Origin of the sequence: Microbacterium elymi, assembly GCF_021582895.2 — a bacterium.
Classification (GTDB): domain Bacteria; phylum Actinomycetota; class Actinomycetes; order Actinomycetales; family Microbacteriaceae; genus Microbacterium; species Microbacterium humicola.
In genome coordinates this window covers 2,434,875-2,448,685 of record NZ_CP091139.2, presented here as the reverse complement: position 1 = coordinate 2,448,685, position 13,811 = coordinate 2,434,875, and the positions used below count along the sequence as shown (strand labels likewise).

Annotated in this window: 10 protein-coding genes and 6 pseudogenes; 5 read left to right on the top strand and 11 right to left on the bottom strand. The window is 71.9% G+C overall.

Annotated features, from left to right (window positions below):
• Positions 1-23: 23 nt before the first annotated feature.
• Both L2X98_RS21265 and L2X98_RS13275 read left to right on the top strand, forming a co-directional pair.
• Positions 24-278, top strand: a pseudogene (locus L2X98_RS21265) (helix-turn-helix domain-containing protein); the annotation flags it as partial.
• Positions 279-532: 254 nt separating this feature from the next.
• The gene (locus L2X98_RS13275; protein ID WP_354002781.1) at positions 533-985 is read left to right on the top strand and encodes a LysR substrate-binding domain-containing protein; all 453 of its coding nucleotides are present in this window, start codon (positions 533-535) and stop codon (positions 983-985) included.
• Here L2X98_RS13275 and L2X98_RS13270 read toward each other — a convergent pair.
• From L2X98_RS13270 to L2X98_RS13255, 7 genes and pseudogenes are all read right to left on the bottom strand, one after another.
• Positions 974-1,384, bottom strand: a complete 411-nt coding sequence (locus L2X98_RS13270; RefSeq protein WP_435526197.1) for an alpha/beta hydrolase — start codon at positions 1,382-1,384, stop codon at positions 974-976. The two genes, L2X98_RS13275 and L2X98_RS13270, sit on opposite strands and share 12 nt — an antisense overlap.
• Positions 1,385-1,479: 95 nt before the next feature.
• Positions 1,480-1,614: pseudogene (locus L2X98_RS22355) on the bottom strand (alpha/beta hydrolase); the annotation flags it as partial.
• A 336-nt stretch (positions 1,615-1,950) separates the two neighbouring features.
• Positions 1,951-3,193 (bottom strand): annotated as a pseudogene (locus L2X98_RS13265) (FAD-binding protein).
• A gap of 54 nt (positions 3,194-3,247) precedes the next feature.
• Entirely contained in the window at positions 3,248-3,634 is a 387-nt protein-coding gene (locus L2X98_RS21255; protein WP_354002779.1) for a hypothetical protein, read from the bottom strand.
• Positions 3,625-3,939: a hypothetical protein gene (locus L2X98_RS21250; protein ID WP_354002778.1), complete on the bottom strand. Its 315-nt coding sequence runs from the start codon at positions 3,937-3,939 to the stop codon at positions 3,625-3,627. The genes L2X98_RS21255 and L2X98_RS21250 overlap by 10 nt, the downstream gene beginning before the upstream one ends.
• Positions 3,857-5,242, bottom strand: a complete 1,386-nt coding sequence (locus tag L2X98_RS13260; RefSeq protein WP_354002777.1) for a HelD family protein — start codon at positions 5,240-5,242, stop codon at positions 3,857-3,859. The genes L2X98_RS21250 and L2X98_RS13260 overlap by 83 nt, the downstream gene beginning before the upstream one ends.
• A 267-nt stretch (positions 5,243-5,509) precedes the next feature.
• Complete coding sequence (locus L2X98_RS13255) at positions 5,510-6,301, bottom strand: universal stress protein (RefSeq protein WP_259611215.1); 792 nt, start codon at positions 6,299-6,301, stop codon at positions 5,510-5,512.
• 226 nt (positions 6,302-6,527) lie between these two features.
• Here L2X98_RS13255 and L2X98_RS13250 point away from each other — a divergent pair.
• The 3 genes and pseudogenes from L2X98_RS13250 to L2X98_RS13240 all read left to right on the top strand — a co-directional run.
• Positions 6,528-6,983 (top strand): annotated as a pseudogene (locus L2X98_RS13250) (siderophore-interacting protein); the annotation flags it as partial.
• Between the two features lie 74 nt (positions 6,984-7,057).
• Positions 7,058-7,234 carry an SIP domain-containing protein gene (locus L2X98_RS13245; RefSeq protein WP_259613325.1) on the top strand — a complete coding sequence of 59 codons (177 nt, stop codon included), beginning with the start codon at positions 7,058-7,060 and terminating at the stop codon, positions 7,232-7,234.
• A 13-nt stretch (positions 7,235-7,247) separates the two neighbouring features.
• Positions 7,248-8,720, top strand: a complete 1,473-nt coding sequence (locus tag L2X98_RS13240; RefSeq protein WP_354003056.1) for an HNH endonuclease signature motif containing protein — start codon at positions 7,248-7,250, stop codon at positions 8,718-8,720.
• A gap of 22 nt (positions 8,721-8,742) precedes the next feature.
• On the opposite strand, the pseudogene araA reads toward L2X98_RS13240, so the two are convergent.
• The 4 genes and pseudogenes from araA to L2X98_RS13220 form a co-directional block, all read right to left on the bottom strand.
• A pseudogene (araA, locus tag L2X98_RS13235) lies at positions 8,743-10,268 on the bottom strand (L-arabinose isomerase).
• A 29-nt stretch (positions 10,269-10,297) separates the two neighbouring features.
• Positions 10,298-11,879 (bottom strand): annotated as a pseudogene (locus L2X98_RS13230) (xylulokinase).
• The gene (locus tag L2X98_RS13225) at positions 11,876-12,643 is read right to left on the bottom strand and encodes an L-ribulose-5-phosphate 4-epimerase (RefSeq protein WP_259611214.1); all 768 of its coding nucleotides are present in this window, start codon (positions 12,641-12,643) and stop codon (positions 11,876-11,878) included. Before L2X98_RS13225 ends, L2X98_RS13230 begins: the two are co-directional and overlap by 4 nt.
• A 55-nt stretch (positions 12,644-12,698) precedes the next feature.
• On the bottom strand, positions 12,699-13,760 hold the full coding sequence (locus L2X98_RS13220) for a LacI family DNA-binding transcriptional regulator (RefSeq protein ID WP_259611213.1): 1,062 nt from the start codon (positions 13,758-13,760) through the stop codon (positions 12,699-12,701).
• Between the last annotated feature and the right edge of the window lie 51 nt (positions 13,761-13,811).

Here is a 13,811-nt window from a genome sequence, read left to right as displayed (position 1 = left end):
TATCATTCATGGATTGATACGCCATGGAAAGTATTACTATTCACCCAATAAGCGAGTTTCACTCTATCTTTATCGGGACGGCGGCGCGCATGCTCCAGACATCCTTCACCCTCCGGCAGCTCGAGTATTTCGTGGCCACAGCGGAGACGGGCAAGATCCGCGCCGCAGCCGACCGCTGCCACATCTCCCCGGTGAGCCTCGGCGTCGCCCTGAGCGAGCTCGAACGGGGGCTCGGGGTGCAGCCTGCCATCCGCCGCCGGGCGAAAGGAATCACCCTCACCCCCAACGGAAAGGAGGTGCTGGCGATGGCCCGAGACGTGCTCACCAAGGCGAGCGATCTGCAGGTCGCCGCCGATGAGACGGCGGAGCAGCTGGCCGGGACGCTGCGCATCGGATGCCACACAGCGCTCGGGCTGGCGATCCTTCCCGAGGTCTGCGACACCTTCGCGAGTGCTCATCCCGCGCTGCGGATCGGGTTCCGCGATGACTCGCAGGACAAGCTCCAGGCAGCCTCCTGGAGGGCGAGATCGAGGTGGCCTTCCTCTACGAGCGGAACCTCGCGGAGGACATCGACTCCCTCCCCGTGCTGGAGATGCAACCGCGGGTCCTCGTCGCTGCCGACCATCGCCTCGCTCATCGGAAGGAGATCCGACTGGACGAACTCGCCGATGATCCGCTGATCAGACTGGACATCCCCACGATGACCAGCGCACCCAAGGGCTGGAATCCGCACTGGCCGCAGGGGAACGCGAGCCTGAGTACCTCGAACGTCGAGCTGCTCCGGGCGCTCGTCGGGCGAGGGCTCGGGTATGCGCTCGTAGGCCAGGGCGGTTCACCCGTCACCGCCGACGGACGTGCGGTCGTCGCCCTGCGCGTGCGCGACGAGATCCCGCCGATCCGCGTGGTGATCGCGTTCGCGCGCGGGGCGAACCTGTCGCGCGCCGCCCGGGGACTCGTCGACTTCGTCCGGGAACTATCGGTCTGAGCCGGCGCCGATCCATTCGGCAAGGCCGGCAAGGGTTCGCACCGCTTCGGGGTGGCTCGGGTCATTCAGGTGGCCATGCATAGCATCCGGCTCGAACCAGCGCTCGACCGGAACACCGGCATCCTGCAGCTGCGTCACGAACCTCTCGACTGAGGGCCGGAGAAAGTCGTTCTCGCATACGACCACGAACGAGCGCGGGAAGCCCTGCATCGACCCCATCCCCGGGAACGCCACAGGGTCACGCAGCGCCTCGACCGAGCCGGCGTAGTTGAGCGGGACATATCGGAAGGGGTCATCGGCGGCGAAGAGCTCGTCGGGTTGCTGTCCGTTCGGATGCATGGCCGGATACACGGCGACAAGACCCGCTGGCACGGCCTGCCGAGCGTCGCGCAGGCGCACGATGACGCCGCCTGCCAGGGCACCACCCGCACTCCCCCGCCGATCAAGATCCGGTCGGCGGATACCCCGAAGAGCTCTTCCGTATCCGCGGTCGCATACTGCCATGCGGCGAGGACGTCCCCGATCGGGGTCTCGAAATGCGTCTGCCCGAGGCACTTGGTGTATTCGACGGACAGCACCGGGATGCCTGCCGCCGCAAGCTCGAGCGACACCCAGTTCCCCTCCGGCATGTCGAGGGTGCCCTGGATGAACGCACCGCCGTGCACCCACATAAGCGCGCTTCCGGAAGGTGACGCGGCGGGGTCGCGGTAAAGCCGGGCCGGCTGCGAGCCGGTAGGCGTCGCGATGGTGAGGTCGCGGATCTCGACGCCTGCAAGACGCGGGAACCGCTGTGTCAGCGACGCCGTGTCGATATCGGTGCGGAGGTCGGGCGGCTCCCCGTTCGCGGCGAGCTGAGCCAGCGTCTGGTCGAACGGAACCTGAAGGAATGCGGGAGGAGCGTCAGCCATGACAGCACACGCTACCCCACGCCTCACACGGTGACGAACGTCGAACAACAGACCATATCAGCCGAGCACGCGCCGCACGAAGGCGTTGCGGAAGCGCGCCTGCGGGTCGAACCGGTCGGCGAGCGCGCGGAAGTCTTCGAGCCGCGGGTACATGGCCGCGGCATCCAGCCGGCCGAAGACCTTCCCCCAGTGCGGGCGGGCGCCCAGCGGCAGCAGCGCGTCTTCGATGGCGGGCAGCACGGCGGCCACTCCCGGGATGTCGCGCACCCACGTGAAGTGCAGACCGACGACATCCGTCCCGGATGCCGTCGACAGCCACAGCCCGTCTGCGGCGACGGTGCGGATCTCGGTGATCTGCAGGACGTCGCGCAGCCGCGGGCCGAGCGCACGCACGGCGTCGATCGCGGCGACGGCGTGCGCGCGCGGCACGAGGTACTCGGACTGGATCTCGGCGCCGGCTGACGGCGTGAACTCGAAGCGGAAGTGCGCGAGTCGCTCGCTCCACGGGCCGGGGACCCCGAGCTGCTCGGTCGTGTTGCGCACGTCCATCCCGGCGATCATGTGCCGTGGCGCGGTCTCGGCCACCGCGCCGAAGAAGTCCTCGCCCACCCGGCCCGGCTCGTCCACGCGCTCCTTGATCCAGGCCAGAGACACGGATGCCTCCTCCCACCGCGTGAACAGCGACACGCTGTAGGCGGCGGAGAAGATGTCGTCGAAGCGGTCGGCGACGACATCCCACCCCAGTCCGGCGAACAGGCGCTGCCGGACCGCGAAGGTCGGCTCGATCTCCAGCGTCACCTCGACCACGACGCCCAGCGCGCCGAGCGCGACGACCGCGCCGTCGAACCCCGCGTCTCCGCGCCGCAGCTCGACGACCTCGCCGGTGCCGGTGACCAGGCGGATGCCGCGCACCGCCGTGGCGAGGTTGCCGTTGCGGTCGCCCGACCCGTGCGTGGCGGTGGCGACCGCCCCGGCCACGGAGATGTGCGGCAGCGACGCGAGGTTGTGCAGCGCCCAGCCGGCTTCGTCCAGCGCTTTGGCGAGATCGCCGTAGCGCACCCCGCCGCCGACGGTGACCGTGCGGGCGGCAGCGTCGATGGCGATGTCGGTCGGGAGTGCGGACGTGCCGATGAGGAGGTCGTCGCTGTCGGCGATGTCGTTGAACGAGTGCCGGCTGCCCAGCACACGCACGGCGGGTGAGCCGGTGATCAGTGCGGCGAGTTCGTCGACGCTTGCGGGCTCGGCGTAGCGCTTGCGCACGATAGCGGTGATTGCCGGCCCAGTTCGTCTCGGTGCGCACAGCCGCCAGCCTATCCGCGCGGCTCGCCCAGGACGGGCTCGGCCCACGACGGGCTCACTCGAGGATGACGAGCTGCTGGGTCGCCCGGGTCATCGCCACGTAGCGGTCGACCGCCCCGGTCACCCCGTCGCCGAACATCCCCGGCTCCCGCATCAGGACCAGGTCGAATTCGAGGCCCTTCACGTGCTCGGGGCTCAGGGACCGCACCCGGTCGGTGCCCGGATAGTCCTGCTCGCCGATGACGCACACCGTCCCTTCGCCGTGCGCGGCGAGCCATTCGTCCACGATCCGGTCGCGCTCGAGCGCGGGCCGGTGCCGGACCGGGATGCCGGTGGCCCGCACCGACGTGGGGACGTTGGCATCGGGCAGTACGGCGCGGATCACCGGGGCGGCGGCATCCATCACCTCCTGCGGGGTGCGGTAGTTCACAGTCAGCGACATCTGCCGCACACCGCGCAGACCGATCCGCTCCAGTCGTGCCGACCACGACTCGGCGAAGCCGTGGCGTGCCTGCGCCCGGTCGCCGACGATCGTGAAGGAGCGCGACGGGCAGCGGCGCAGCGCATCTGCCACTGCGCGTCGCTGAGCTCCTGCGCCTCGTCGACCACGACGTGCGCGAACGGCCCGGCCAGCACGTCGGGGTCGAGCGCGGGCAGCACCTCGTCATCGACCAGGCTGTTGCGCAGGTCGTCGCCGTCCAGCCAGGCCAGCATCTCGTCGCCGCCGTCCTTGAGCCGCTCGACCACGTCGGCCATGTACGCGCGCTTGCGCGGTCGCGGCCGCCTCGCGCTCCCGGCGCCGGCGGGTGGCGGCCGGATCGCCCAGCCGCAGCCGCGCCGCGTCCAGCAGCGGCAGGTCGGCATCGGTCCAGGCGGCGTCGGGGTCGCGCTGCAGCATCCGCACCTCGTCCTCGGTGAGCCAGGGTGCGCAGCGGCGCAGGAACGCCGGGACGGTCCACAGGTCGGCGACGACGACGGATGCCTCCACCACCGGCCACGCGCGCTGGAACCGCGCCGTGAGTCCGCCGTTCTGCCGCAGGGCGCGCTGCACCTGTGCGGGCGGGATGTCGGGATCGTCGAGCTGTGCGTGGAGGATGGCCACCAGCGCCTCCCAGGCCTGGTCGCGCGCGTCGTTGTGCGGGGTTCCCGGCTCGGGCGCGGCGAACGCGTCGGCCCACTCCTGGGCCGTGAGCCACAGGTCGGCCCACGGCGTCTCGACCTGCAGCTCGTCCTCGGGCGGCTCCTCATAGAACCGTGCGGCGCGTTCGATCGCCTCGGCCCAGCGGGCGTCGGCCTTCAGGGCGGCGACCCGCGCGTCCGGCTCGGACGCGGCATCCGCCCCTTCGCGGACGAGGTCGGCGAGCAGGCAGGTCTGCACGCTGTCCTCGCCGAGGCTCGGGAGGATGTCGGCGACATAGGAGAGGTAGGCCTGGTGCGGTCCGATGAACAGCACCCCGCCGCCGCCGCCGGCCAGCCGCGTGTCGGCGTAGAGCAGATACGCGGCGCGATGCAGCGCCACCACGGTCTTGCCCGTGCCCGGGCCGCCGTCGACGACCAGCGCTCCGCGCGACGAGGCGCGGATGATCGCGTCCTGATCGGACTGGATCGTCGCCAGCACGTCGCGCATCTGCGGCGACCGGCTCGCGCCCAGGCTGGCGATGAACGCGGACTGGTCGTCCAGCGACGCCGTCAGGGTCGTGTCGACGAACGCCTCGTCCCAGTAGTCGGTGATGCGGCCGCCGGTCCAGCGGTAGCGGCGGCGGCTGACCAGGCCCATCGGGTCGGCGGCCGTGGCGGCGAAGAACGGCGCCGCGGCGGGCGCGCGCCAGTCGACCAGGAGCGGGTCGCCGGCGGCATCGGTCAGCCCGATGCGGCCGATGTAGACCGGCTCGCCGGATTCGGGGACCATCCGCCCCAGGCAGATGTCCAGGCGGAACCGACTCAGCACTCCGAGGCGCGAGGTGAGTCGGCGCACCTCGGCGTCGCGCTCGATGAGGTACTGGCCGCGACCGGCGCGGTCGACGCGTGCAGTGACCAGGCGTTCCTGCAAGCTGGTGCACCTCGTCGGCGATGCGGGCGGCGATGGTCTCGAAGCGGGTCTGGTCGGCGGCGGTCAGGGCGGGATCGGCCTTGGCGGCCAGGCGTTCGGGAAGGGCGAAGACCGAGAGTGCGGCTGTGGGCATGGTGCTCCTGGGAAGGCGGCGCGGGCAGAGGTCGATTCTGCACCCGCCGGGGGCCCTTGCCGCAAGCCCCCCTCCCTTCTCTACAATGGAAAGGGAAGGATGCTGGGGCCTGCCGCCGGCGTCCCCGGGGTTCCTCAGGCCCGCGGCGCCTGCACGATGACCGGCGCGCTGACCCGGTGCATGAGCCCCGAGGTCACGCTGCCGAGCACCGCCGCGCGCAGTGCCGGCTGGGTTCTGGTCGCCATCGTCACCAGGACGTCGCGGCGCCCCTTCAGATAGCCGGCCAGCGCGTCCACCGGGTCGCCGTGCAGCACCTCCCACTCGGCGTCGATGCCGTCTCGGCGCGCGAGGTCGGATGCGCGGGCGCGCACATACGCGTCTTCGCCGATGTCGGTGTCGAACCGGCTCGCATCGGCCACCTGGACGAGCACCAGCCGGGCGCCCAGGGCGCGCGCCCATTGCGCGGCCTGCGGCTGCATGGACTCGGAACGCGGTGTGCCGTCCAGCGGCAGCAGCACGGTGGCGATCCGCGGTGTGGGCGCGGATGCTCCGCCTTCGGGCCGGTAGACCAGCACCGGGTCGTGGCTGGACTGCACGTACTCGCGCGCGATGCTGCCCAGCACCGCGGTGCCCAGGCCGCTGCGTCCGCGGGCGGTGATGGCGGCGAGCGAGCCGGGCACCCGGTCGACCTCGCCCATGATCGCGTCGCTGATGGAACCGCGCGACACGATGGCGCGGCCCTCGGCCGCCCACGTGCGGGCGAGCGCCTGGACGTAGGCGTCGGCGCCGACCATCTCGCCCGGACGCTCCACGATCCGCACGAACGTCAGGCGTGCGTCGATCTGCTCCGCCATCGGCGCGACGCGCGCGATGACCTCTTCGGAGAACGTCGATCCGTCCAGTGGCACCACGATGCGCGCGTACATGCCGTCCCCGTCCGTCCGTGCCGATCCCTGGCCACAGGGTAGAGCAACCCGCGCGCCGCCGCCACCATTTGCGAGGTAGGTTAGCCTATCCATAGTCGGACGACGAGTGTCCGTCGCGAGCAGAGGGATGGCATGGGGTTCACCGACGGCCGCAGGACGACGGGGCTGTACACCGCCGAGGTCAGCCGCACCGAGCGCATCAGCCCGCACATGGTGCGGGTGACGCTTGCGCGGCGAGGATCTGACCCGACTCCCCCAGCGCGGGTACGACCACTGGTTCCGGCTGTTCCTGCCGCGCCGCGACGGCGAGACGAACTTCGACGCCGTGCCGGAGCACTTCACGTTCGGCGGCTACCTGAAGTACCTGACCTCGAAGTCGGGAACCCGGCCTGCCTTCCGCAACTACACGATCCGGGCGCACCGCCCGGGTGCCGGCGAGGTCGACGTCGACTTCGTCGCCCACGGCGAGGTCGGCATCGCCGGCCCGTGGGCGCAGCGCGCCGACGCCGGTGCGCGCGTGGCCATGATCGATCAAGGTCGCGGCTTCGATCCGCTCGAGCACACCGAGTCGGTGCTCCTGGTCGGCGACGAGTCGGCGCTGCCGGCGATCGCCGGCATCCTCCGCGACCTGCCGCGCGACATGCCGGGGGTCGCGGTGATCGAGATCCCGCACGCCGAGGATCGACAGGCTGTCGACGCACCGGCCGGCGTCGAGGTGCGCTGGCTGCCCGCGCCGACCCGCACGACCGCCCCGGCATGCTGGCGCTTCACGCGGTGCGCGCGCATGCGCCCGCGCACACCGACACGCTGCACGCGTACCTCGCCGGCGAGCAGGAGCTGGTCGCCGAGAGCCGCCGGCACCTCGTGGCATCCGGTGTTCCGAAGTCCCGGATCGCGTTCACCGGGTACTGGAAGGTCGGCCGGGCGGGGTAGGCATGCCGATGTGATGACGTCGTCCCATTCCGATGTCGGGGGTCGCTTCTACACTCGAGATATGGACCTTTCCACGACCGAGACCCCGACCCGGGCGGTGCCGCCGACCGGGTGGGATGCGGATCTCGCGTGGCACGACGGCCTGGACGTGGACGACTTCGACCTGGCCGATGTGGACCTCGCCGAGTGGGAGGGCCGCGGGCCCGGCGGCAGTCCCGGCGAGCACGGGGGCGAGCTCGTCACGGGCCCGGGCGCGGTCATCGACGAGCTGGCGGAGACGGTCGCCCGTGCTCGGATCGCGACCGCGGATCAGTACCGGCTGATCGGGGACGTCATCCGCGACGCGCTGGCGGATCCGACGCCGTGGTGCGGTCCCGATCCCACCCTCCATCCCGACTGGCGCGACCCGCGCGACCGGGGAGTGGCGGCCGTCCGCCGCGACCGGCGGATGATGGCGGTCCGGGCAGCCGGCGCCGACATCGCCGTGCGTCTGCGCCTGAGCGAGGCCGCCGTGCACGGCATGAGCGTCACCACGGCCACGCTGCGGGAGCGCTGCCCTCGGATCTGGAGCCTGTTCCTGGGCGGACAGATCGGCGAGCCCAACGCGCGCTCGGCGGCCGACGCCGCCGGCACGCTTCCCGAAGACGCACCCGAGGCGTGGGCGATGTTCGACGAGCGAGCCGCCGACCCGGCCCAGTCCCTGACCCCGGGCAGATTCCGCACCCGGGCGCGCGTGCTGCGTGAACAGCTCCACCCGCGCACGATCGACGAGCGGCACGCACGGGCCCGGCAGGACCGGGACGTGTGGATGAAGGACGAGCCGGACGGGATGGCGTCCCTCGGACTGCGTGCGCCGGCCGCCGACGTGCATGCCGCGTACCGGCGCATCGACGCCATGGCGCGGCACCTGCGCGCGCAGGACGGCGAGACCCGCATCCTCAACCAGCTGCGCGCCGACGTCGCCTCCGAGCGCTTGCTCACCGGGCTGGGCACGGGCGACAGCCGCGATGCCGCCCGCGTCCGGCCGGTCGTCGCGATCACGGTCCCCGCGCTCACCCTCCTCGGCGCGGGCACCGAGCCCGCGACCCTCGAGGGGTACGGACCGATCGACCTCGAGACCGCGAAGCGGCTCGCCGGGACGGCGACATCCTGGGTCCGCATCCTCACCCACCCGGTCACCGGCACGGTGCTCGACGTCGATCGGACGGTCTACCGGGTTCCCAAGGCCATGCGGCGCTGGCTCGGCGTGCACCATCCGACGTGCGTGTTCAGCGGATGCGGGCGTCCCGCCCGCGACTGCGAAATCGACCACGACGTGGACTGGCAGTACGGCGGCACCACCTCGGTCGGCAATGCCACGCCGAAGTGCGAGCATCATCACCACATCAGACACGACACGCTGTGGCGATGCGATCATGTCGGCGACAGCATCCGATGGACCAGTCCGACCGGTTACCAGTCCGCCCCCGACCCTCCACCCTTCTGAGGCATCGGGCGGCGAGATCGGGTCAGAGCCCCTGCGCGAGGCGGTAGTAGGCCTGGTTCCAGCGGACCTGCCGCTGGAACTCGGGCAGCGTGGTGGTTTCGTCGATGGTGAGCAGCTCGACCTGCGCCATCTCGGCGAAGTCGCGGAACGCCTCGATGCCGACGGCGGTGGACATGACCGTGTGGTGCGCCGCACCGGCGGTCAGCCACGCGGCGGCGCTCGTGTGGAAGTCGGGCTGCGGCTCCCACACTGCGCGTCCCACCGGAAGGTTCGGCAGCGCGGCGCGGGGAGCGACGTTCTGCACGACGTTGGCGGTGAGGCGGAAGCGATCGCGCATGTCGCTGAGCGCGACCACCACGGCCGGCCCGGGGTCGGCGGTGAACACCAGCCGCACCGGATCCTCCCTGCCGCCGATGCCGAGCGGGTGGATCTCCAGAGTCGGCGTGGCCGTGGTCAGCGACGGCGCGACCTCGAGCATGTGCGCCCCCAGAATGAGCTCGCGCCCCGGCGTCATGTCGTAGGTGTAGTCCTCCATCAGGCTCGCCCCGCCGGGCAGACCCGCACCCATCACGTTGGCGATGCGCACCAGCACGGCGGTCTTCCAGTCGCCCTCGGCGCCGAAGCCGTACCCCTCGGCCATCAGACGCTGCACCGCCAGCCCCGGCAGGCTGGCGCAGCGCACCGAGGTCCTCGAACGACGTGGTGAAGGCGCCGAATCCGCCCTCCTCCAGGAACGCGCGCAAGCCCGAGCTCGATCGCCGCCCCGTAGCGGAGCGACTCGTGCCGCGCCCCACCGCGCCGCAGCTCGGGCACGACCTCGTAGAGCTCCTCGTACTCGGCGACGAGCGTGTCGATGTCGGCGTCCGCGGCCGCGTGCACGGCGTCGGCCAGTTCGCCTACCCCCCAGGTGTTCACCTGCACGCCGAAGCGCAGCTCGGCCTCGGTCTTGTCGCCCTCGGTCACGGCGACGAAGCGCATGTTGTCGCCGAAGCGGGCGAGCTTCAGGCTGCGGGATGCCGCCAGCCCGGCGGCCGCACGCTGCCAGGTGCCCAGCTCCCGGCGGACGCGCGCATCGCTCGCATGCCCGACGATCGTCTTGCGCGCGACGCCCAGGCGGGTCTGGATGTAGCCGAACTCCCGATCGCCGTGCGCGGCCTGGTTGAGGTTCATGAAGTCGAAGTCGATGTCCGGCCAGGGCAGCTCGACGTTGGCCTGGGTGTGCAGGTGCGCGAGGGGCTTCTGCAGGGCGTCCAGCCCGGCGATCCACATCTTGGCCGGGCTGAAGGTGTGCATCCAGGCGATCAGTCCGATGACGCGGTCGTCCGCGTTCGCGTCGAGCGCCATGCGGCGGATGGCCGCGGCATCCGTCAGCACCGGCTTCCACACGATCCGCACGGGCACCTCGGATGCCGCATCCAGCGTCTCGGCGATCCGCCGTGACTGCTCGGCGACCTGCGCCAGCGTCTCGGGGCCGTACAGGTGCTGGCTGCCGGTGAGGAACCAGACCTCGCAGCCGTCGAGGGAGGTGGTCAGCGGTGTGCGGGGCATGGGATGTCCTTCGGTGTCGATCGGGGTCGTCAGAGGGCGTCCACGGCGGCGGCCTCGATGGCCAGGCCCGAGCGGTAGCGGGCCAGGTAGTGCGCGAAGCCGGCGACGTCGTCGGGATCGGGCTCGGCGATGCGGACGTCCGCACCGGCGAACTCCCGCGCGCTCAGGTAGGCGGCCAGGTCGCCGTCGTCGGCGTGCGCGAGGTACGAGGCGAGCACCGCGATCCCCCACGCGCCACCCTCGGCGGCCAGCTCGCCGACGCCGACCGGCGCGTTCAGCGCGGCCGCCAGGAACCGCTGCGCGACGCCCGCCGTCCGGAACATTCCGCCATGCGCATACATCCGGTCCAGAGCGACGCCCTCGGCGTCCAGCACCCGCATGCCCAGGCTCAGGGTGCCGAAGACGCCGTAGAGCTGGGCGCGCATGAAGTTCGCCAGGGTCAGGTCGCTGTCCGGCGTGCGCACGAACAGCGGGCGGCCGTCGGCCAGACCCGCGATCGGCTCGCCGGCGAGATGGTTGTAGGCCAGGAGTCCGCCGGCGTCGGCATCCCCCGCGAGCGCCTCCCGGAAGAGCACCTCGAAGACCGCGTCCGCACCCAGGGGCTGCCCGGCTGCGGCGGCGAAACGGGTGAACAGGCCGACCCAGTCGGCGAGCTCGCTGGCGCCGTTGTTGCAGTGCACCATCGCGACCGGGTCGCCGGCCGGCGTGGTCACCAGGTCGATCTCGTGATGGACGTGTGCGAGCGGACGCTCCAGAACCACCATCGCGAAGATGCTGGTCCCCGCCGACACGTTGCCGGTGCGCGGTGCGACCGAGTCGGTGGCGACCATCCCGGTGCCGGCATCCCCCTCGGGCGGGCACAGCGGGATGCCGGGGCTCAGGGCGCCGGACGGGTCCAGGAGCGCCGCTCCCTCGGCGGTGAGCACGCCGGCGGGAGCACCGGCCGCGAGGACCTCCGGCAGGAGTCCGGCCAGCGGTGCGAGATGCTCGGACGTCAGCGTGTCGTAGGCCCGCAGCATCCGCTCGTCGTACCCGCCTGTCGCGGAGTCGATCGGGAACATGCCCGAGGCGTCCCCGACCCCGAGGACCTTCCTGCCGGTCAGCCGCCAGTGCACGCAGCCGGCCAGCGTCGTCACGAAATCAACCTGCGGCACGTGCGGCTCGGCGTCGCGCACCGCCTGATGCAGGTGGGCGATCGACCAGCGCAAGCGGGATGTTCACACCGAACAGCTCGGTGAGCTCGGCCGCAGCCGGGCCGGTGTTCGTGTTGCGCCAGGTGCGGAACGGCACGAGCAGGGATCCGTCCCGGTCGAACGCGAGGTAGCCGTGCATCATCGCCGAGACGCCGATCGCACCGAAGGTGGAGGGGCGCACGCCGTGACGCTGCTCGGCGTCCGCGACGAGGGCGGAGTAGGCGGCCTGCAGCCCCGCCCAGACGTCGTCGAGGGCATACGTCCAGAGTCCGCCGTCGAGCCGGTTCTCCCATTCGTGCGCGCCGACGGCCAGCACGGTGGAGGCGTCCGCGCCGATCAGGCAGGCCTTGATGCGCGTCGACCCGAATTCGATGCCGAGGCTCGTGCGTCCGGCGAGGATGTCGTCTCGCCCGGTCATCGCCCGGTTTCCGGGTTCTGGCCGTACACGTGCTGGTACCGCTCGAAGAGGCGGTCGATCGCCTCCTGCGGGATCGGGATCAGCGGTCCGGCCTCGCGCGCGTAGTGCACGGTGCGGGCCACGTCTTCGACCATGACGGCCGCCTTGACCGCGTCGGCCGCGTCCGTCCCGATCGTGAACGGACCGTGGTTCTGCATCAGCACGGCGCGGGAGCGGTGGCCGGTGAGCGTCTGCACGATCCCGCGGCCGATCGAGTCGTCGCCGATGATCGCGAACGGTCCGACCGGGATCGGTCCGCCGAATTCGTCCGCCATCGCCGTGATCACGCAGGGGATCTCTTCGCCGCGCGCCGCCCAGGCCACCGCGAAGGTCGAGTGGGTGTGCACCACCCCGCCCACCTCGGGCATATTCCGGTAGACGTATGCGTGCGCGGCGGTGTCGCTCGACGGTGAGCGCTCGCTGCCGGCCGAGCCGGCGATCACCGTGCCGTCGAGGTCGCACAGGATCATGTTCTCCGGTGCGAGGTCGTCGTACGCGACCCCGGACGGCTTGATCACGAACAGGTCGGCGGCGGGATCGTCACCGACCCGCACTCGGCCCGAGACGTTCCCGCCGGTCCAGACCACGAGTTGATTCCGCACGAGTTCGCCGTGCAGGCGTGCGACATCGGCGCGGACGGCGGCGATGGCGCGATCGCGGGGGATGCGGGGCTGCGCACGGATACCTCGTCGTGTCGGGCGGCTGGTGTGACCGGTCACATCCATCGAACCACGACGGATGTCGGGCGTCAAGCATGCCCGACGAGCAGGCCGGGAATCGTCAGCGCGGCGGCGCGACCGACGCACGCGAGACCAGCAGCGGCGCGACCGGGGCGAGCTCGTCCTCCTCCGCCGGGTCGCCCGGTGCGGTCGCCCGGGTGAGCGCCGCGACCGCGCGGCGGGCGAGCTCGTCGAAGTCCTGGCGCACCGTGGTCAGCGGCGGCCAGAAGTACGCCGCATCCGGGATGTCGTCGAACCCGACCACGCTGAGCTCGTCGGGCACCGCGATCCCGGCCTCGTGCAGTCCGGTGAGCAGTCCCAGCGCCATCTGGTCGTTCGCGGCGAAGACGGCCGTCGCACCCGAGGCGCGGACCGCGTCGGTGGACGCATAGCCGGATCGGGCCGTCCAGTCGCCGGTGATCACGGTCCCGGCCGGCAGCCCGCGTGCGGCGAGCTCGGCGGCGAAGCCGGTGGCCCGCGATGCCGCCTCGAGCCAGTCCGCAGGCCCGCCGAGATGGGCGATCCGGGTGTGCCCGGCGTCCGCGAGTGCCGCCACCGCCAGCCGGGCGCCGGCGGCCTGGTCGACGGACAGACCCCGCGAGCCCCGACCGGCGCCTCGACCGGCACCCCAGCCGGCGCCCCGGCCGGCGGAGTGCAGGGTCAGCACCGGGATGTCCACCGGCAGCGCGTCCAGCGCCTGCAGAGTCCGTGCGTGCGGCGCGATCACCACGATGCCCTCGACCCCCTGGGCGATCAGATGCTGCACGGCGGCGGCCACGGACGCCGCGTCCCCCGAGTCGGCGAACGCGGCGCTCACCCAGTAGCCGGCGTCCCGCGCCGAGGCTTCGATCGCGGCGATGCTGCGCGCCGGGCCGTAGTGCTGCGCGTCCGACGCGAGCACGCCGAGCGTGTGCGAGCGCCGGGTGCCCAGCGCCCGGGCGGCATTGTTCATCCGGTAGTCCAGCGCGGCCATCGCCTGCTGCACGCGCAGCTTGGTGGCCGCCGCGACGTCGGGATGGTCGTTGAGCACGCGCGAGACGGTCTGCCGCGAGACGCCGGCGAACGCGGCGACGTCCCGCACCCCGACCGCCCGTGCCCGTCCCGCTCCGCTCGACTCGCCCATCGGCGATGAGTTTACGGGGCAGGGCAGCGTGTGGGTTCGACGCGGCGATGC